Origin of the sequence: Pseudomonas sp. SLBN-26, assembly GCF_006715895.1 — a bacterium.
Classification (GTDB): domain Bacteria; phylum Pseudomonadota; class Gammaproteobacteria; order Pseudomonadales; family Pseudomonadaceae; genus Metapseudomonas; species Metapseudomonas otitidis.
Map to the genome: position 1 here is coordinate 1869683 of NZ_VFOB01000001.1, position 22127 is coordinate 1891809.

The following is a 22127-nucleotide window of genomic DNA, read 5'->3' on the forward strand; positions in this document are numbered from 1 at the left end:
CAGGCGATCCGCTCGCCTATTCGCCGATGTCCTCGTTCCAGAGTTCGGGGCGGGCGGCGATGAAGTCTTCCATCAACCGGATGCAGGTGGCGTCCTGCAGCACCTCGACCTCGACCCCGCGCGAGCGCAGCAGCGCCTCTTCGCCGAGGAAGGTGTGGTTTTCGCCGATGATCACCTTGGGAATGCCGTAGAGCAGGATGGCGCCGCTGCACATGGAACAGGGTGACAGCGTGGTGTACAGCACGCACTCGCGGTAGACGCTGGCGCTCTGCCGGCCGGCGTTCTCGAAGGCGTCCATCTCGCCGTGGCGGATGGCGCTGCCCTCTTGCACGCGACGGTTGTGGCCACGGCCGATGATGCGGCCCCGGTGCACGATCACCGAACCGATCGGGATGCCCCCTTCGGCGAGCCCCTGGCGGGCTTCGTCGATGGCGGCCTGCATGAATTCGTCCATGGGCGCTCCTGCGTACGCGGTGGAACCTGGGTTTCTCGGCCTGCGCAGCCGCAAGCCGCGCAGACCCTAGGTGACGAACGGCAGGCTGTCCACCCTCGCCTGCCCGAGCTGTGAATCAGCGCTCGCGCAAGGCCTCGGCGCGGGCACGGATGATCGGCTTGAGCAGGTAGCTGAGGATGCTCTTCTTGCCGGTCATGATGTCCACCGAGGCCACCATGCCGGGGATGATCAGCAACGGCTTCTCGTCGCTGCCCAGGTGGCTCTTACGGGTGCGCAGCTTGATCAGGTAGAAGCTGTTGCCGTCCTCGTCGGTGATGGTGTCCGCGCCGATCTGCTCCAGGTCGGCCTGCAGCCCGCCGTAGATGGTGTAGTCGTAGGCGGTGAACTTCACCATGGCCTTCTGTCCGGGGTGGAGGAAGGCGATGTCCTGGGGTCGGATGCGCGCCTCCACCAGCAGGGTGTCGTCCAGCGGGACGATCTCCACCAGGTCGCTGCCCGGCTGGATCACCCCGCCGATGGTGTTCACCAGCAGCTGCTTGACGATGCCGCGTACCGGCGAGGTGACCAGGGTGCGGTTGACCCGGTCCTCCAGAGCCTTGCCGGTGGCCTCGGCCTTGTTCAGGTCGGTGCGCGCCTCGTTGAGCTGGGTGAGCGCCTCGCTGCGGAAGCGCGAGCGGGTCTCGGCGACCTTCTGCTCCACCTCCTTGATGGCCGACTCGGCCCGGGGAATGGCCAGGTTAGTGGCCTCCAGCTGGCCGCGCACCTCCACTTCGGAACGCTTCAGGCGCAGCACCTCCACCTTGGAGATCGCCCCTTCCGCCACCAGCGGCTCGGAGATGGCGATCTCCTGGCGCAGCAGCTCCAGGCTGTTGCGGTACTGGCCCTGCTTGGAGACGAATTCGCGCTGCTCCTGCTGCTTCTGCACCAGTTGCTGCTCCAGCCCGGCCACTTCGTCCCTGAGCTGCTGCTGGCGGCTGCGGAACAGCGCCTCCTCGCTCTCGGCCTGGCCGGGGGCCTTCTGCCGCAGCGCATCGGGAATGGCCAGCTCGCGGCCGTCCACCTCGGCGCTCAGGCGCTCGACGCGCAGGGCCATGGCCACGCGGTCGGCCTCGGTCTCACCGACGTTGGACTGGAAGCGCGTGGGGTCCAGGCGCAGCAGCGGGTCGCCCGGCTCCACCACCTGGCCTTCGTGGACGAACAGCTCGGAGATGATGCCGCCCTCGAGGTTGGAGATCTTCTGCAGCTTGGACGACGGAATCGCCTTGCCCTCGCCCCGGGTCACCTCGTCGATCTCGGCGAAATGCGCCCACAGGCCAAGGAACAGGGTGAAGCCGATCAGCGTCCAGATGGTCAGGCGCACCACACGGGGCGCGTCCTCCACCAGGGCCTTGCTGACTTCCGGCAGGGGTTGGTCGGCCAGGCTTTCCTGGCCCTTGAAGTAGCTCATCAGGCCTTCGCCCATCGACTTACGCGACACTGATCTGCCCCTTCTTCAGCGCTTCCATCACGGCTTCCTTCGGACCGTCGGCGATGATCTGCCCCTTGTCCACGATCACCAGGCGGTCCACCAGGGACAGCATGGAGGCGCGGTGGGTGACCAGCAGCACGGTCTTGTTGGCGACCACGGCCGCCAGGCGCTGTTTCAGGCGTTCTTCGCCGGTGTTGTCCATGGAACTGGTGGGCTCGTCGAGCAGCAGGATCGGTGGGTCCAGCAGCAGTGCGCGGGCCAGGGCGACGTTCTGCCGCTGGCCGCCGGAGAGGTTCTGGCCACGCTCGCCCACCTGCAGCTCGTAGCCCTGGGGGTGCAGCCGGGCGAATTCGTGCACGCCGGACAGCTCGGCGGCCTGCAGCACCAGCTCGTCCTCGACGTAGCGGGCGCCGGACACCAGGTTGTCACGCAGGGTGCCGGCCAGCAGCTGGATGTCCTGGGGCACGTAGCCGATGTTGTGGCGCAGGTCGCTGACGTCCAGCTGGCGCACGTCCACGCCGTCCACCAGCAGGCTGCCGGAATCGGCCTGGTAGAGCCCGACGATCAGCTTGGCCAGGGAGCTCTTGCCTGAGCCGCTGCGGCCGACGATGCCGACCTTCTCGCCGGGGCGGATGATCAGGTTGATGGTGTTCAGCGCCGGGTTCTGCTGGTTCGGGTAGGTGAAGGACACCTGGCGGAACTCGATGGCGCCCTGCAGGCCCTGGCGGGTCAGCGGCCGCTCGTCTTCGTGGCGTTCCTGGGGCAGCGCCATCATCTGGTTGACCGAGAACATGGTCAGGCGCGCCTGCTGATAGCGGGTGATCAGGCCGGAGAGCTGGGTCATCGGGCCCAGGGCGCGGCCGTTGAGCATGTAGCAGGCGATCAGGCCGCCCATGCTGAGGTCGCCGGCGATGATCATGTAGACCCCGGCGACGATCATCACCACACCGGCCAGCTGCTGGATCAGCAGGGTCAGGTTGAGCGAGAGGCTGGAGAGCATCTTCACCCGCAGTTCGAGGCGGCCCAGGGTGCCGATGGTCTGCTCCCAGAGGTACTGGCGCTCGCTCTCGGCGTTGTTGACCTTCACCGCGTCGAGGCCGGCCAGGGTCTCGATCAGGCTGGACTGACGCTCGGCGGACAGCGCCATGGTGCGGTCCATGGTCTCCACCAGGGGTTTCTGCAGCAGCCAGCCGAGGGTGCCGGCGAGCACGAAGGCCACCAGCGGCACCCACACCAGGTGCCCGCCGAGGATGCCGATCACCAGCAGGATCAGCAGCGTGAACGGCAGGTCGATGACGCTGGTCATGGTCAGCGAGGCGAGGAAGTCCCGCAGCGTCTGGAACTCATGGATGTTCTGGGCAAAGCTGCCGACCCGCGCGGGCCGGTGCTTCATGGCCATGCCGACGATGCGCTCGAACAGCGTGGCGGAAATGATCATGTCGGTCTTCTTGCCCGCCAGGTCCAGGCACAGGCCGCGCATGGTCTTGAGCAGCAGGTCGAAGACGTAGGCGCCGGAAATGCCCACGGCCAGCACCCACAGGGTGGCGGCGGCCTGGTTGGGCACCACGCGGTCGTACACGTTCATGACGAACAACGGCGCGCCGAGGCCGATCAGGTTGATCAGCAGGCTGGCCGCCACCGCGTCGACGTAGAGCCAGCGGGAACGCTTGAGGGTGTCGCGGAACCAGTGCTTGACCCGGGGAATCAGCGTGCCGTGGTTGAGGTCGAACTTGTGCCGCGGCTGGGCGAAGAAGGCCTGGCCGGCGTAGTCCTCGGCCAGGGTCTCGCGGGGGGCGCGCACCTCGCCGCCGTCGCTCTCGCTCAGCAGCAGGCGTGCATCGCCGTTGGCTTCCCAGCCCAGCAGCACGGCGCAGCGACCCTCCTTGAGGATCAGCATGGCCGGCAGTGCGATGGCCGGAATCTGCTCCAGCTTGCGCTGCAGCAGGCGCCCCTGCAGGCCGGCCCGGGCGGCCGCACGGGGCAGCAGCTCGGGGGTCAGGCGCTGGCCGGGCAGCGGCAGCCCCGCCGTGAGCATGGCCCGGCTGGCCGGGCGCTGGTGCTGCAGGCAGAGGCTGAGGAGGCTGTCGAGCAGGGGGTCATCGAGCTGTCCGCGTGGATCGTTGGTGAAGGGCAATCGACTGGCTTCTTGATCCACGCTGGAACACTCTTTTCAACGGTACGGGGGTTGGGCGCTGCTCAGTTGAGGCCCGGCAGGTTCACTTCGGGCTTCAGCTCACTCTGAACGACGCTCGCCATGGGCGCGACGACACCCTGGCTCTTGAGCAGCTCGCCCATGGTGGCTTTGATCCGGTACTGAGTAAACAGCTCCAGGTAGCGAATTTCAGCCAGGCGACGGGACGCGGTGAACAGCTCGTTCTCGCTGTCCAGCAGGTCCAGCAGGGTGCGTTCGCCGATGCTGAACTGCTTCTGGTAGGACTCGCGCACGCGGCTGCTGTAGTCCACGTACTGCTGGGCGATGGGCATCTGCTCGCGGGCGTTGGCCAGGGCGTTCCAGGACAGACCCAGGTCTTCGTTGAGCACGCGCAGGGCGTTGTTGCGGATGTCCAGGGCCTGGTTCACCTGGTAGGACTTGGACTCCAGGTCGGCCTTGTTGCTGCCGCCGGCGAACAGGTTGTAGCGCATGCGCAGCATGGCCTGCCATTCGTTGACGTGGCCGTTCTGGCCGTCCAGGTCGTTGTCGGCGCCACGGCGCAGCTCGGCATCGAAGCGCGGGTAGAAGGTGGACTTGGCGGCGTCGTACTGCTTCTCCGCAGCGGCCACGTCGGACTCGGCCGAACGCAGGATCGGGCTGTTTTCCAGCAGGGCGCGACGGGCCTCGGCCAGGTCGGCGGGCAGCTGGCCCGGCAGGCCGGACGGCTCGGTCAGTTCGAGCGGGTCGGTGCCCACCACGCTGAAGTAGTTGGTGCGGGCATCGGCCAGGTTGGTCTGCTCGGTGATCAGGTTGTTGCGGGCCTGGGCCAGGCGCGCCTCGGCCTGGTCCTGGTCGGCCAGGCGCCCTACCCCACGGGTGCTGCGCAGGGTGATCTGGTCATAGATGCGCTGGTGGCTCTTCAGGTTCTCCTCGGCCAGGCGGACCATCTCCTGGCGCTTGATCACCTCGATGTACACCTGCGCCACGTCCAGCGCGGTGCGCTCGGAGGTGCCCAGCAGCGAGTAGGCACGGGAATTCACGGTGGCCTGCTGGCGCGCCACTTCGCTGGAGGTGGCGAAGCCGTCGAACACCATCTGCTGCAGGGTCAGGGCCGACTCGCCACGGGTCATGGTCCGCCAGTGGTCACCCTGGCCACGGGTGGTGGTGTTGTCGCTGCCTTCGCGGCCATAGCCGGCCACCACGTCCACACGCGGCAGGTAGCCGCCCTTCGCAGCCTTCAACTGATAGTCAGCCGACAGGCGGGCATTCACCCCGGCCTGGACCTCCGGGTGGTACTCGATCGCACGCTGCATGGCCTCCTGCAGGGTCTGCGCGTGCAGGGGAAAGCTGGCGACAAGGGCAAAGGGCAAGGCGGTAACAAAGCGCAGACGCATGGAAAGGCATCCTTTCATGGAAATTCGGTGGGTTTCTGTCCGGGCAAGATTCCGTCAGGGAATTGGCGTCAACCTTGCTCAAACAGCGAGCAGAAATCCGTGACCCAAGTCAGTCCTGATCCTTCTGTCAGAACTATCTTAAATAGCTGCGAATATCAAAGTGACATTACGTAGGCAATTGTTTAGGATGGCAGACAATTGGTCAATACTTTGGCATATACCCAATAGCGAATCTGAATAAGCCAAATTACTGACGCCAGCTTTTCAACACCACCGAATCAATGAAGGAATGCAGCGCCGATCCACCTCTGGAACGACTCGGCGCCGCAAGCTGAAGCCAAACCAGGAGATTCACCCCCATGAGCACTGTCGTAGCCGTAGTGAAAAGCGTCATCGGCCAGGTCGTTGCACTCTCCGCCGAGGGTGTGCAGCGTCAGCTCTTCGAGGGGGATCGGATCTTCCAGGGTGACGAGATCGTCACTGGCGCGGCCAGCATGGTCACCATCGAGCTGCCCGATGGCCGCCTGATCGACCTGGGCCGCGACACCCGCTGGGCAAGCAACGAATTCGCCCCCCAGGCCGCCGATGACGGCGCCGCCCAGACCGCGCCCAGCGCCGAAGAGCTGCAACAGGCCATCGCCGCCGGTGTCGACCCGACCCAGGCCTTCGAAGCCACCGCTGCCGGTGCCACCAGCGCCGGCGGCTCCACCAGCGGCGGTGAAGCCGGCGGTGGCCGCAGTTTCGTCCTGCTGGACCCTACCGGCGGCGTCGTTGAAGCGCAGATCGGTTTCGCCACCCAGGGCCTGGCCAACGGCGCCTCCGGCACCACCGAGACCCAGGGCGCCCTGCCCAACATCGCCCCGCAGTTCACCGGCGCCGATGGCGGCCCCATCACCACCTTCAGCCTGAGCACGCCGGAAGACACCCCGATCAGCGGCACCTTCACCGCCCGCGATGCCAACGGCGACCTGATCACCTTCAGCGTCACCCAGGGCCCGGCCAACGGCACCCTGGTGTTCAACCCCAACGGCACCTGGACCTACACCCCGGCCCAGGACTACAACGGCGCCGACAGCTTCGTCGTGACCGCCACCGACGGCCGCGGCGCCTCCACCCCGCTGACCGTCAACCTGGGCATCACCCCGGTCAACGACGCACCGGTGGCCAGCGGCACCTACACCGCCGACGTCAACGACACCGCCGGCCTCGACACCTTCGCCGACATCAAGGGCCAGCTGACCGCCACCGACGTGGACGACACCCAACTGACCTGGAGCGGCAGCGGCAAGGGCGCCTACGGCGAACTGACCGTCAATGCCGACGGCACCTACACCTACGTCGTGGACGCCAAGGCCGTGAACGGCCTGCAGGACGGCGAGAAGGCCAGCGACAGCTTTGTTGTCACCGTGCGCGACCCGTCCGGCGCCAGCGACACCCGCGTCATCACCATCAATTTCAACGGCGCCAACGACGCGCCGATCGCCACCGCCAGCAGCGCCGACGTCACCGAAGACCAGACCGTGAGCGGCACCCTGCAGGCCAGCGACGCCGACAAGGGCGCGGTGCTCAGCTACAGCCTCACCGACAAGGCCCCCGCCGGCTTCAGCCTCAACCCGCAGACCGGTGCCTGGACCCTGGACGCCGGCAACGCCGCCTACCAGTCCCTCGCCGAAGGCCAGAAGCTGACCCTCACCGTGCCCTATGAAGTGACCGACCAGTTCGGCGCCAAGAGCACCAGCACCCTGACCATCACCGTCACCGGCGTGAACGACGCCGCCGTGCTCGGCAGCGCCGACGTGCAGCTGGACGAGACCGACAGCGCCCTCACCACAGGCGGCACCCTCAGCATCACCGACATCGACAGCCCGGCCACCTTCGTCGCCCAGACCGGCACCGCCGGCAACTACGGCACCTTCAGCATCGATGCCGCCGGCAACTGGACCTACGTCGCCAATGCCGCCTACAACGAGCTGAACGTCGGCCAGAAGCTGGTGGACACCTTCCAGGTCACCAGCGCCGACGGCACCAAGACCAGCGTCACCGTCACCATCAACGGCACCAACGACGCCGCCGTGCTGAGCAGCGCCGACGTGCAGCTGGACGAAACCGACAGCGCCCTCACCGCCGGCGGTGCCCTGACCATCACCGATGTCGACAGCCCGGCCACCTTCGTTGCCCAGACCGGCACCGCCGGTACCTACGGCACCTTCAGCATCGACGCCGCCGGCAACTGGAGCTACGTCGCCAACTCCGCCTACAACGAGCTGAACGTCGGCCAGAAACTGGTGGACACCTTCGAAGTCACCAGCGCCGACGGCACCAAGACCAGCGTCACCGTCACCATCAACGGCACCAACGATGCCCCGGTGGCCGTGAACGACACCGTCACCCTGGACGAGGACAGCGTCGCCACCGGCAACGTGCTGACCAACGACAGCGACGTCGACAGCACCAGCCTGAGCGTCACCGGCTTCAGCATCGCCGGGCAGAACTACCAGGCCGGCGACACCGCCTACCTGTCGGTGGGCAAACTGACCCTGCTGGCCAACGGCGAGTTCTCCTTCACCCCCAACGCCGACTACAGCGGCGTGGTACCGGCCGTCACCTACACCCTCAGCGACGGCTCCCTGAGCACCACCGGCACGCTGCACCTGGTGATCAACCCGATCAACGACGCCCCGGTCAACAGCGTCCCCGGCGCCCAGACCCTCGACGAAGACGGCAGCCAGACCTTCAGCACCGCCAACGGCAACGCCATCAGCGTCACCGACGTGGACGGCGACACCCTCACCACCACCCTCAGCGTCGGCCACGGCACCCTGACCCTGGGCAACCTCGGCAACGGCGTGACCTTCAGCGGCAACGGCACCGGCACCCTGGTGCTCTCCGGCAGCGCCCAGGCCATCAACGCCGCCCTGCAAGGTCTGAAGTACGTTCCGTCCGCCGACTACAACGGCCAGGACACCCTCAACGTCCGCACCAGCGATGGCCAGCTCACCGACAACGACAGCATCGGCCTGACCATCAACCCGGTGAACGATGCCCCCGTGGCCGGCGCCACCGACGCCGCCACCGAAGAAGACGCCGCCCCCATCAGCGGCCAGCTGGATGGCAGCGACGTCGACGGCGACACACTGACCTACACCCTCAGTGGCCCCGCCCCGGACGGCTTCCAGCTCAACCCCAACGGCACCTGGACCCTCGACCCCAGCGCCGCCGGCTACCAGAGCCTGGCCAAGGGCCAGGTCCTGACCCTGACCATTCCCTACAGCGTCAGCGACGGCAGCCTGAGTGCGAAGAGCACCCTGACCATCACCGTCACCGGCACCAACGATGCGCCGAAGATCGATGCCGCCACCGCCGCAGCCAATGAAGGTGATGGCGTCATCACCGGCCAGATGGTCGCCACCGACGTCGACACCGGCGCCCAGCTGACCTTCACCACCCCCGCCACCGTCGACGGCCTGACCCTCAACAGCAACGGCAGCTGGAGCTTCGACAGCAGCCACAGCGCCTACGACAGCCTCAAGGCCGGCGAGCAGCTGGTGATCAAGGTGCCGGTCACCGTCACCGACGAATTCGGTGCCAGCAACACCGCCAACCTGGAAATCACCGTCACCGGTACCAACGACGCCCCGGTGGCCAGCGCCGTGTCCGCCAGCGGCAGCGAAGACCAGTCCGCACGCATTCAGGTCGACCTGGCCGGCAGCGACGTCGATGGCACCGTCACCGGCTTCGTCATCACCGGCCTGCCCCAGCACGGCCAGCTCTACGCCTCGGCCAACGGCGGCACCCCGCTGAAAGCCGGCGACAGCGTCACCGGCCCGGTCTATTTCGTCCCGGACAGCGACTGGAACGGCACCACCACCTTCCAGTACCAGGCCGTGGACAACAACGGCGCCACCTCCACCAACGCCACCGCCACCGTCAACGTCTCCCCGGTGAACGATGCGCCCGTGGCCAGCCCCACCAGCGCCAGCGCCACCGAAGACGGCCCCACCGTGGGCGGCCAGCTCGCCGCCACCGATGTCGACGGCGACAAACTGACCTTCAGCCTCAAGGGCAACGCCCCGGCCGGCTTCAGCCTCAACCCCGACGGCACCTGGACCCTGGACCCGAGCAACGCGGCCTACCAGTCCCTGGCCGCTGGCGAGAAGCTGGTCATCCAGGTTCCGTTCACCGCCACCGACGGCCAGCTCAGCAGCGACAGCGTGCTGACCCTGACCATCACCGGCGTCAACGACGTCCCGGTGGTCACCGGTGCCATCAGCGTCGGCACCGACGAAGACGCCGCCGGCCAGGTCATCAACCTGCTGGCCAAGGCCAGCGACACCGATGCCAACGACGTGCTCAACGTCGTCAACCTGCGCGAAACCAGCGGCAACGATGCCTCCGGCGTCACCGTCAGCGGCAACACCCTGGTGCTCGACCCCAGCGCCTACAACTACCTGGCCAAGGGCGAGAAGGTCACCCTCACCTACGAATACGAGGTCAGCGACGGCCATGGCGGCCTGGTCACCACCCAGGCCACCGTGGTGATCGACGGCGTCAACGATGCCCCCGTGGTCAGCGCAGCCATTGCCACCACCACGAACGAAGACGCCGGCGCCCAGCAGGTCGACCTACTGCAGAACGCCAGCGACGTGGACCGCAGCGACGTGCTCTCGGTGGCCAACGTCAAGCTGGTCGGCAGCGGCGACACTGCCGGCGTGACCGTCTCGGGCAACACCCTGCAGGTCAACCCCAACGCCTACAACTACCTGGCCGCCGGCGAGAAGCTGGTGCTCACCTACAGCTACGACGTGGTCGACGGCAACGGCGGCGTCACCCCCACCACCGCCACCCTGACCATCGAAGGCCGCAACGACGCCCCGGTGCTGGAAACCACCGTGCAGACCGGCAGCGTCACCGAACGCGCCGACGGCGTGCCCGGCGAGAATGCCGGCAACCTCAGCGCCACCGGCGACATCGGCTTCGAAGACGCCGACCTCAACGACAGCCACAGCGTCAGCACCCAGCTGGTCAGCGCCACCGACAGCAATGGCCAGGCCGTGGCCGCCCTGGGCAACCTCGCCGCCACCCTCAGCGATTCCGCCACCGGCGACGGCCAGGGCTCCGTGCACTGGACCTACAGCGTGCCGGCCGGCTCCCTGGACTACCTGGCTGCCGGCGAGACCCTGACCCTGGTCTACCGCGTGACCGTCACCGACGGCAGCAACGCCAGCGCCAGCCGCGACGTCACCATCACCGTCACCGGCAGCAACGACGCCCCGGTGGTCAGCGGCGCCATCACCTCGGTGACCAACGAAGACGCCCCGCCCTACAGCATCAACCTGCTGCAGAACGCCAGCGACGTCGACGCCAAGGACGTGCTCAGCGTCATCAACCTGAAGCAGGTCGGCACCGGCAACGCCGCCGGCGTGACCTTCGACGCCGCCAGCAACAGCCTCAAGGTGGACCCGTCCGCCTACAACTACCTGGCCAAGGGCCAGAACCTGGTCCTGAACTACGAGTACGAGGTCAGCGACGGCCACGGCGGCCTGGTCAAGACCAGCGCCAGCGTCACCATCGAAGGCCGCAACGACGCCCCGGTGGTGGACAGCAACGCCATCACCGTGGCCGAGGAAAGCGTCGGCACCCCGCTGGGCCTCAAGGCGCCCACCGATGTGGACGGCGATGCGCTCACCATCACCGTCACCGGCCTGCCCGTGGTCGGCCGCGTGACCCTGGCCGACGGCACCACCGTCAGCAATGGCCAGACCCTCACCAGCGCCCAGCTGCAGGGCCTGAAGTACAACGCTCCCGCCGACTACAAGGCCGGCGACCCGGTGGGCAACTTCACCTACAGCGTCAACGACGGCACCACCACCGTGGTCGGCAGCGTGGCGGTCAGCGTCACCCCGGTGAACGACCTGCCGGTGGTGGACAGCAAGACCCTCACCGTGGCCGAGGAAAGCGTCGGCACCCCGCTGGGCCTCAAGGCACCCACCGATGCCGACGGCGACGTGCTCACCATCAAGGTCACCGGCCTGCCGGTGGTCGGCCAGGTCACCCTCGCCGACGGCTCCCTGGTCAGCAACGGCCAGACCCTCACCAGCGCCCAGCTGCAGGGCCTGAAGTACAACGCCCCCGCCGACTACAAGGCTGGCGACCCGGTGGGCAGCTTCACCTACAGCGTCAATGACGGCACCGCTACCGTGAATGGCAGCGTCACCCTGGGCGTCACCCCGGTGAACGACCTGCCGGTGGTGGACAGTAAGAACCTCACCGTGGCCGAGGAAAGCGTCGGCACCCCGCTGGGCCTCAAGGCCCCCACCGATGCCGACGGCGACGTGCTCACCATCAAGGTCACCGGCCTGCCAGTGGTCGGCCAGATCACCCTGGCTGACGGCAGCCTGGTCAGCAACGGCCAGACCCTCACCAGCGCCCAGCTGCAGGGCCTGAAGTACAACGCCCCCGCCGACTACAAGGCCGGCGACCCGGTGGGCAGCTTCACCTACAGCGTCAATGACGGCACCGCCACCGTGAACGGCAGCGTCACCCTGGGCGTCACCCCGGTGAACGATGCGCCCGACGCCCGTGACGACGCCCCGACCCTCAGCGGCCTGAAGGGCAGCTACTACGCCTACCGCGAAGGCGCCGACGGCCCGAACCTGAGCAACCTGGCGATGGTCAAGGACTTCATCGCCAAGCACGCCGCCGACGCCACCTTCACTGCCACCTCGCTGAACTACGGCAACGGCGTGAGCAGCGACCTGGGCGGCAACGGCAACCTGCAGAAGTTCCTCGGCAGCGACGCCGCGACCCTGAACAACGACCCGGCCAACACCTCCGACGCCATCGTCGAGCTGAGCGGCTCGGTCAACCTGGCCGCTGGCAACTACCAGCTGCGCGTCACCGCCGACGACGGCTTCAGCATCGTCATCGACGGCAAGGTGGTGGCCGAGTACAACGCCAACCAGGGCCCGACCGCCCGTGAGTTCGCCACCTTCAACGTGCCCACCAGTGGCGCCCACCAGATCCAGATCATCTATTGGGACCAGGGCGGCCAGGCCCAGCTCAAGGTGGAGATGCGCCCCGAAGGCGGCAGCTACACCGTGCTCGGCGGCAACAGCCTGAGCCACGGCCTCGACGGCCTGGTGACCGCTGAAGACACCCCGCTGACCATCGAGCCCGCCACCCTGCTGGGCAACGACACCGACGTGGACGGCGACAGCCTGACCATCATCAGCGTGCAGAACGCGGTCAACGGCACCGTGGCCCTGGTCAACGGCAAGGTGGTGTTCACCCCGGCGGCCAACTTCAACGGCACCGGCTCCTTCACCTACACCATCAGCGACGGCAAGGGCGGCACCGACACCGCCACCGTCAAGGTGGGCGTCACCGCAGTCAACGACCTGCCGGTGGTGGACAGCCACGGCCTCACCGTCAACGAGGAAAGCGTCGGCACCCCGCTGGGCATCAAGGCGCCCACCGACGTGGACGGCGACGTGCTCACCATCAAGGTCACCGGCCTGCCGGTGGTCGGCCAGGTCACCCTCGCCGACGGCACCCTGGTCAGCAATGGCCAGACCCTCACCAGCGCCCAGCTCCAGGGCCTGAAGTACAACGCCCCCGCCGACTACAAGGCCGGCGATGCCGTGGGCAGCTTCACCTACAGCGTCAACGACGGCACCGCCACCGTGAACGGCGCCATCAACCTGGCGGTCAACCCGATCAACGACCTGCCGGTGGTCAACAACGCCAACGTCAGCGTGGACGAGGACAGCACCCTCACCAGCCAGCTGAACGCCACCGATGCCGATGGCGACAGCCTGACCTACACCCTGAAGACCGGGACCAACAACGGCACCCTGGTGTTCGACACCGCCACCGGCCAGTACACCTACAAGCCCAACGCCAACTACAACGGCCCGGACTCCTTCACCGTCACCGTCAACGACGGCAAGGGCGGCGTGGTCGACGCCGTGGTGCGGATCACCGTCAACCCGGTGAACGACATCCCGACTTCCAAGCCGCTGGACCTGACCACCGTCGAAGACAATGCCGCCACCGGCAAGATCGATGCCCGCGACGTGGACGGTGACACCCTCACCTACAGCATTGCCAACGGCAACGGCCCGCAGCACGGCACCGTCACGCTCAACCCTGACGGCACCTTCTCCTACATGCCGGCCAAGGACTACAACGGCACCGACGCCTTCACCGTCACCATCAGCGACGGCCACGGCGGTGTGACCACCAGCCTGGTCAGCATTAATGTCCTGCCGTTCAACGACGCCCCGGAAACCACCGACCAGACCAAGGAAACCGACGAAGACAAGAGCGTCAGCGGCCAGATCGTCGCCACCGACGTGGACGGCGACAAGCTCAGCTACGTGATCCAGTCCGGCGTGGCTCACGGCTCGATCCTGCTCAACACCGTGACCGGTGAGTACACCTACACCCCGAACAAGGACTTCAACGGCACCGACACCTTCACCATCCGGGTCTACGATCCGAAGGGCGGCTATGCCGACTCCGTGGTGACGGTCAAGGTCAACCCGATCAACGACGCACCGACCTCCGGCCCGCTGTTCCTGACCACCGTCGAGGACAACGCCGCCAACGGCACGATCAATGCCCGCGACGTGGACGGTGACACCCTCACCTACAGCATCGCCAACGGCAACGGCCCGCAGCACGGCACCGTCACGCTCAACCCCGACGGCACCTTCTCCTACATGCCGGCCAAGGACTACAACGGCACCGACGCCTTCACCGTCACCATCAGCGATGGCAAGGGCGGCGTAACCACCAGCCTGGTCAGCATCAATGTCCTGCCGTTCAACGACGCGCCGGAAACCACCGACCAGACCAAAGAAACTGACGAGGACAAGAGCGTCAGCGGCCAGATCGTCGCCACCGACGTGGACGGCGACAAGCTGAGCTACGTGATCCAGTCCGGCGTGGCCCACGGCTCGATCCTGCTCAACACCGCCACCGGCGAGTACACCTACACCCCGAACAAGGACTACAACGGCACCGATTCCTTCACCATCCGGGTCTACGATCCGAAGGGCGGCTATGCCGACTCCGTGGTGACGGTCAAGGTCAACCCGGTCAACGACGCACCGACCTCCGGCCCGCAGTTCCTGACCACCGATGAAGACACCCCGATCGACGGCCGCGTGACCGGCCGCGACGTGGACGGCGACACCCTCACCTACAGCATCGCCAACGGCAACGGCCCGCAGCACGGCACCGTGGTGATGAACGCCGACGGCACCTACACCTACCAGCCGGCCAAGGACTTCAACGGTACCGACACGTTCACCGTCACCATAAGCGACGGCCACGGCGGCACCACCACCAGCCTGGTCAGCGTCATCGTCAACCCGGTCAACGATGCCCCGAACGCCCCGAACAGCACCGCCAGCGTGGACGAGGACGGCACCCTGACCAGCCGCATCCCCGCCACCGACGCGGAGGGCGACACCCTCACCTACACGCTGAAGACCGGCACCACCAACGGCACCCTGGTGCTCAATCCCAACACCGGCGAGTACACCTACAAGCCCAACGGCGACTACAACGGGCCGGACAGCTTCGTGGTCACCGTCAGCGACGGCAAGGGCGGTGTCACCGACACCGTGGTCAACATCACCGTCAAGCCGACCAACGATGCCCCGACCGCCTCCCCGTCCAGCATCAGCACCGACGAGGACACCCCGGTGGACGGCCGCGTGACCGGCCGCGACATCGACGGCGACACCCTCACCTACAGCATCGCCAACGGCAACGGCCCGCAGCATGGCACCGTGGTGATGAACGCCGACGGCACCTACACCTACCAGCCGGCCAAGGACTTCAACGGCAGCGACGCCTTCACCGTCACCATCAGCGACGGCAACGGCGGCACCACCACCAGCGTGGTCAGCGTCACCGTCAAGCCGGTCAACGATGCCCCGGTGGCGCCCAACAGCACCGCCAGCGTGGATGAAGACGGCACCCTGACCAGCCGCATCCCCGCCACCGACGTGGACGGCGACCGCCTCACCTACACCGTGAAGACCGGCACCGCCAACGGCACCCTGACCCTCGACCCGAACACCGGCGAGTACACCTACAAGCCCAACGGCGACTACAACGGCCCGGATCGCTTCGTGGTCACCGTCAGCGACGGCAAGGGCGGCGTGGTCGACACCGTGGTCGACATCACCGTCAAGCCGGTGAACGATGCGCCCACCGCCGTCAACGACACCGCCACCACCCAGGAAGACACCCCCGTCACCATCGACGTGCTGGCAAACGACCGCGACGTGGACGGCGACAGCCTGACCCTGACCGGCGCCAGCGCGCAGCACGGCAGCGTCAGCATCGTCGACGGCAAGCTGGTCTACACCCCCACCGGTAACTACAGCGGTGCGGACACCATCACCTACACCGTTACCGACGGTAAGGGCGGCAACAGCACCGCCACCGTCCAGGTGGGCATCCAGCCGGTGGCCGACGCCCCGAACCTGGGCGCCCAGGCGCCGAGCGGCACCCCCGCCGCCACCGGCCTGCTGCAACAGAGCTGGAATAACCTGGCCCTGGGCAGCGGTGGCAACGGCGCCAACCCGGCCACCCTGAAGAGCACCATCGACGCCGCCGGCCCCCCCACCAGCAGCGGCAACCTGGCCGACGCCCACATCGACAGCGTCAACGCCGGCGTGGCCAACAAGCTCTCCGGCCTGATCTACCTGGAAGCAGGCCAGACCTACACCTTCAGCGGCACCGGCGACGACAGCGTGATGGTCGTGGTCGGCGGCACCACCGTGGGCAGCGCCACCTGGGGCGGCTCCACCGGCCAGTTCAGCGGCAGCTACACCGCCCAGCAGAGCGGCTACTACACCCTGGACATCTACCAGCACAACCAGAGCGGCCCGGGCACCCTGGACGTCAACGTCAAGGTCGGCAACGGCCCAGTGCAGGACCTGTCCAGCGCCAACGTGCAGCTCTACACCAAGGCCAGCGACCTGGCCGGCAACGGCCTGCACCTGTCCGACCTGCATGGCAGCGACGGCAAGGGCTACTACCAGCTCTACAACGTCAACGAGGGTGACGAGGACAGCAGCATCCCGCTGTCGCGCCTGACCGCCTCGCTGAACGACACCGACGGTTCGGAAAGCCTCTCCGTGGGCATCTCGCAGATCCCCGCAGGCGCCACCCTGACCGACGGCGTGCACAGCTTCACCGCCACCAGCGGCAGCACCACCGCCGACATCAGCGGCTGGAACCTGGGCAACCTGAGCATCACCCCGCCGGCCAACTACAACGGCACCTTCGACCTGAAGGTCACCGCCACCGCCACCGAAGGCGCCAACGGCGACAAGGCCTCCACCTCGCTGACCCTGCCGGTCACCGTGCACCCGGTGAACGACGCCCCCACCGGCGCCGACAACACCGTGCAGACCGACGAAGGCACCCCGCGCAGCTTCAGCGCTGCCGAGTTCGGCTTCAGCGACGTGGACGCCGGCGACAGCCTCAAGGCCATCCGCATCAACAGCCTGCCGGGCAACGGCAGCCTGAGCCTGAACGGCACCGCCGTCACCGTGGGCATGCTGGTCACCGCGGCGCAGATCGCCTCGCTGGTCTACACCCCCACCGCCAGCGGCAGCAGCAGTGGCTCCTTCAGCTTCTCCGTGCAGGACCAGAGCGGCCTGTTCTCCAGCCAGCCCAACACCATGACCATCCAGGTGGCCAACCTGGATGACGCACCCGGCCTGGTCGATAGCAGCGTCACCTTCGCCGAGAACACCGCCGCCGGCACCACCATCGCCGACCTGAGCGACCGCTTCACCGGCACCGATCAGGACCGCGACGGCGAGCCGCTGTTCTACAGCATCACCGGCGGCAACGACGCCGGCCTGTTCAGCATCAACGCCAGCACCGGGGTCATCACCCTGGCCAACGGCAAGACGCTGGACTACGAGACCGCCACCCAGCACCAACTGCAGGTCAGCGCCACCGACGGCAAGACCGCTGCCACCGCTACCGTCACCGTGAACGTCACCAACGTGAACGACAACGGCGTGGTCATCAGCGACAGCGACACCGCCGCCAACCAGGTCAACGAAAACGCCGCCAACGGCACCGTGGTCGGCGTGACCGCCAAGGGCGTGGACGGCGACGTCGGCGCCACCATCACCAAATACGAGCTGGTGGACAACGCCGGGGGCCGCTTCGCCATCAACGCCACCACCGGCGTGGTCACCGTCGCCGACGGCACCAAGCTGGACTACGAGAGCGCCACCAGCCACACCATCGTGGTCAAGGCCACCAGCTCCGACGGCAGCACCAACACCCAGTCGTTCACCATCCAGGTGGGCAACGTCAACGACAACGGTGTGGTCATCACTGACAGCGACACCGCCAGCAACTTCGTCAACGAGAATGCGGCCACGGGCACCGTCGTCGGCGTCACTGCCAAAGGCGTGGACGGCGATGCCGGCACCACCATCACCCAGTACGAACTGGTGGACAACGCTGGCGGCCGCTTCGCCATCAACGCCACCACCGGCGTCGTGACCGTGGCCGACGGCACCAAGCTGGACTTCGAGAGCGCCACCAGCCACACCATCGTGGTCAAAGCCACCAGCTCCGACGGCAGCACCAACACCCAGTCGTTCACCATCCAGGTGGGCAACGTCAACGACAACGGCGTGGTGATCACCGACAGCAACACCGCCACCAACCAGGTCAACGAGAACGCCGCCAACGGCACCGTGGTGGGCATCACGGCCAAGGGCGTGGACGGCGACGTCGGCGCCACCATCACCAAATACGAGCTGGTGGACAACGCCGGTGGCCGCTTCGCCATCGACGCCACCACCGGCGTGGTCACCGTGGCAGACGGCACCAAGCTGGACTTCGAGAGCGCCACCAGCCACACCATCGTGGTCAAGGCCACCAGCTCTGACGGCAGCACCAACACCCAGTCGTTCACCATCCAGGTGGGCAACGTCAACGACAACGGCGTGGTCATCACCGACAGCGACGCCGCCACCAACCTGGTCAACGAGAACGCCGCCAACGGCACCGTGGTCGGCGTGACCGCCAAGGGCGTGGACGGCGACGTCGGCGCCACCATCACCCAGTACGAACTGGTGGACAACGCGGGTGGCCGCTTCGCCATCAACGCCACCACCGGCGTGGTCACCGTCGCCGACGGCACCAAGCTGGACTACGAGAGCGCCACCAGCCACACCATCGTGGTCAAGGCCACCAGCTCTGACGGCAGCACCAACACCCAGTCGTTCACCATCCAGGTGGGCAACGCCAACGACAACGGCGTGGTCATCAGCGACAGCGACACCGCTGCCAACCAGGTCAACGAGAACGCCGCCAACGGCACCGCCGTCGGCGTCACTGCCAAAGGCGTGGACGGCGATGCCGGCACCACCATCACCCAGTACGAACTGGTGGACAACGCGGGTGGCCGCTTTGCCATCAACGCCACCACCGGCGTTGTAACCGTGGCCGACGGCACCAAGCTGGACTTCGAGAGCGCCACCAGCCACACCATCGTGGTCAAGGCCACCAGCTCTGACGGCAGCACCAACACCCAGTCGTTCACCATCCAGGTGGGCAACGTCAACGACAACGGCGTTGTGATCACCGACAGCAACACCGCCACCAACCAGGTCAACGAGAACGCCGCCAACGGCACCGTGGTGGGCATCACGGCCAAGGGCGTGGACGGCGACGTCGGCGCCACCATCACCAAATACGAGCTGGTGGACAACGCCGGCGGCCGCTTCGCCATCAACGCCACCACCGGCGTGGTCACCGTCGCCGACGGCACCAAGCTGGACTACGAGAGCGCCACCAGCCACACCATCGTGGTCAAGGCCACCAGCTCCGACGGCAGCACTGCCAACCAGTCGTTCACCATCCAGGTGAACAACGTCAACGAGGCCCCGGTGGTGGTCGCGGGCGCCAACGTCACCGGCGTCGAAGACACCAACTACACCTTCGCCTGGAGCGACTTCAAGGTCAGCGACGTCGACGCCAACAGCACCCTGTCGATCAAGATCGAGAGCCTGCCGATCGAAGGCAAACTGCAGATGCAGGTGAACGGCACTTGGACCGACGTCACCGCCAACAGCACCATCACCAAGTCGGCGATCGATGCCGGCGGCCTGCGCTTCGTGCCGGACAGCAACGAGTCCGGCCACGACAGCTTCGGCGGCAGCGGCGTCGGGCTGAACCAGGCCACCTACGCCACCTTCAAGTACAGCGGCAGCGACGGAGCCCTGAGCACCGCCAGCAGCACCATGAGCATCGACATCACCCCGGTGGCCGACGTGCCGACCCTGACCGTGAAGTCCGCCGCGGCCAGCACGCTGTTCACCACCACCTGGGAATCGGCGCCCAACAGCGACAACACCTCCCAGGACGTGGCCGGGCCGACCTTCGAGAACTGGTCCCTGGTCACCACCGGTGACGTGCGCAACGGCGGCAACAACGTCTTCGAAATCTGGGCCAACGGCGACAGCATGCAGAACCAGGCCGGCGGCTACGTCACCGTCAGGCTGCCGGGCACCAACAACGGAGACGCGCTGGAGCTCAACGACGCGGGCGGCAGCATGTCCCAGACCCTGGGCGTCACCCGAAACGTCGCCACCGAGGTCGGCAAGGTCTACGAGCTGAACCTGGACTACGCCGGTCGCTCGGGCTTCGACGCCAGCTTCACCAAGATCGCGGTCTACCTCGGCACCACCCTGGTGGGCGAGTACAGCTCCACCAGCAGCCAGTCCAGCCTGAACTGGGAGAACATCCACTTCAGCTTCACCGGCACCGGCAAGACCGAGGCGCTGACCATCAAGCTGGCCGGCACCTCCACCGACTCCAGCGGCCGTGGTGCACTGATCGACAACATCACCCTCACCTCGTCCCAGGGCGTGGTGGCCGGTGACGGCGGCGTCAGCGGCAAGACCAGCATCGCCCTGGCCAACTACATCAGCGGCGCGCTGACCGACACCGACGGCTCCGAGAGCCTGCGCTACGACCTCTCCAACCTGCCCAGCGGGGCCAGCGTGGTGGTCGGCAACACCACCCTCACCGCGAACGCCGGCGTGGTATCGCTGACCGCAGCCCAACTGGCCACCGCCAAGCTGCTGGTCAGCGGCTCGGTACGCGGCGAGATCGGCCTGGACATCAAGGCCGTGTCGGTAGAGCCCAACGGCACCACCGCCAGCTCCGCCAGCCAGCACCTGACGCTGAAGATCGTCGACGGTGGCGTCGGCCATGAAAGCCTCACCACCAACACCATCAACGTCGCGGACACCAGCACCTCGCTGTCCAGCGGCCTGACCGGTGAATACTGGGGCTATGCCGAAAGCGGCACCGCGCGGCCGAACCTCACCAGCCTCAAACTGGTGGAGGACTACGTCGAGTCCCGCACGGGCAACAGCACCAGCCTGATCGGCTCCAATGACAACGCGGCCGCCGCCTCGGTCAACGCCACCTTCGTCGCCAACGTCATCGACTACGGCCTGAAGAACGGCACCCCGGTGTTCAGCGACGACCTGGGCGACAACCGCACGGTGTCCAACGGCGCCACCATCGGCAACGTCAGCAACAACAGCCAGAACAACCTGTACGACTTCCTCACGGCAGCCAGTACCGGCAACGTCTCCAACCTCAAGGCCGGCGGCGCAGGCCTGGGCGATACCTCGGACGCGATCATCCGTGCCCACGGTTTCCTCGACCTGGCCCAGGGCGGCACCTACGACATCCGCGTCACCGCGGACGACGGTTACCGCCTGCTGATCGGTGGCCAGGTGGTAGCCGAAGCCGACTACATCCAGAGCACCACCACCAAGGTGTTCAGCGGTGTCGGCCTCAGCGGCGACCTGCAGGCCCTGGAGCTCCTGTACTGGGATCAAGGCGGCGCAGCGAGCCTGAAAGTTGAGTTCAAGCTCAGCGGCAGTGCCGACTCCGCCTACAAGGTGCTGGGTGCCAGCGGCAGCGGGCTGGAGATCTTCCAAGCCCCGGGCGCCGGGCAGGAACTGGTGCAGACCGACACCGGCTGGGCGCTGCACACCATCGGCACCACCAACGGCACCGAGGCCAGCGACCTGATCAACGGCAGCAAGTACTCCGACATCCTCAACGGCGGCAACGGCCACGACGTGCTCTACGGCAACGCTGGCAACGACCTGCTCAATGGCGGTGACGGCAACGACCTGCTGATCGGCGGCGTGGGCAACGACACCCTCACCGGCGGTGCCGGCGCCGACATCTTCGTCTGGAAGGCCGGCGACCTCGGCAATGACGTGATCAAGGACTTCAACGCCGGCGAAGGCGACCGCATCGACCTCAGCGACCTGCTGCCCGATGCCGCCAACGCCAACAACATCCTTGACTACCTCAAGGTCGACACCGCCACCAGCACCCTGCAGGTGAGCACCAGCGGCAACGTCGCCAACGGCGCCGATGTGACCATCAAGCTCGAAGGCGTGGACCTGACCCAGTACGGGTCGACCTCCTCGCAGATCGTCAGCTCGCTGGTGGCCGGCTCCGACCCGCTGGTGAAGACCGAGCACAGCTGATGAAGCCCCTTCCCACCGCGCCAGGGCGCGGTGGGAAGGCTGCCCTGCCCGGCCATTCTTGCCTGCTTGCCAGGCCACG

The 22127-nt window shown here is 67.0% G+C and carries 5 protein-coding genes; 1 reads left to right on the forward strand and 4 read right to left on the reverse strand.

What is annotated here, in order from left to right; all coding sequences use genetic code 11:
* Positions 1–16: 16 nt before the first annotated feature.
* From FBY21_RS08670 to FBY21_RS08685, 4 genes are all read right to left on the reverse strand, one after another.
* The gene (locus tag FBY21_RS08670) at positions 17–454 is read right to left on the reverse strand and encodes a nucleoside deaminase (protein WP_074967855.1); all 438 of its coding nucleotides are present in this window, start codon (positions 452–454) and stop codon (positions 17–19) included.
* Positions 455–569: 115 nt separating this feature from the next.
* Positions 570–1916: an HlyD family type I secretion periplasmic adaptor subunit gene (locus FBY21_RS08675; protein WP_142016356.1), complete on the reverse strand. Its 1347-nt coding sequence runs from the start codon at positions 1914–1916 to the stop codon at positions 570–572.
* A 4-nt stretch (positions 1917–1920) separates the two neighbouring features.
* Complete coding sequence (locus tag FBY21_RS08680) at positions 1921–4077, reverse strand: type I secretion system permease/ATPase (RefSeq protein ID WP_074967851.1); 2157 nt, start codon at positions 4075–4077, stop codon at positions 1921–1923.
* A gap of 41 nt (positions 4078–4118) precedes the next feature.
* Positions 4119–5468 (reverse strand): TolC family outer membrane protein, encoded by a 1350-nt coding sequence (locus tag FBY21_RS08685; RefSeq protein ID WP_044403740.1) that lies wholly within the window; start codon positions 5466–5468, stop codon positions 4119–4121.
* Positions 5469–5827: 359 nt separating this feature from the next.
* Between FBY21_RS08685 and FBY21_RS08690 the strand changes: the two genes are divergently transcribed.
* Entirely contained in the window at positions 5828–22048 is a 16221-nt protein-coding gene (locus FBY21_RS08690) for a retention module-containing protein (protein WP_142010350.1), read from the forward strand.
* The last annotated feature ends 79 nt before the right edge of the window (positions 22049–22127 follow it).

What these genes read in the sequence shown, in the direction of transcription:
- FBY21_RS08670 (WP_074967855.1), bottom strand. Translation starts at nt 454, where the DNA reads ATGGACGAATTCATGCAGGCCGCCATCGACGAAGCCCGCCAGGGGCTC.
- FBY21_RS08675 (WP_142016356.1), bottom strand. Translation starts at nt 1,916, where the DNA reads ATGGGCGAAGGCCTGATGAGCTACTTCAAGGGCCAGGAAAGCCTGGCC.
- FBY21_RS08685 (WP_044403740.1), bottom strand. Translation starts at nt 5,468, where the DNA reads ATGCGTCTGCGCTTTGTTACCGCCTTGCCCTTTGCCCTTGTCGCCAGC.
- FBY21_RS08690 (WP_142010350.1), top strand. Translation starts at nt 5,828, where the DNA reads ATGAGCACTGTCGTAGCCGTAGTGAAAAGCGTCATCGGCCAGGTCGTT.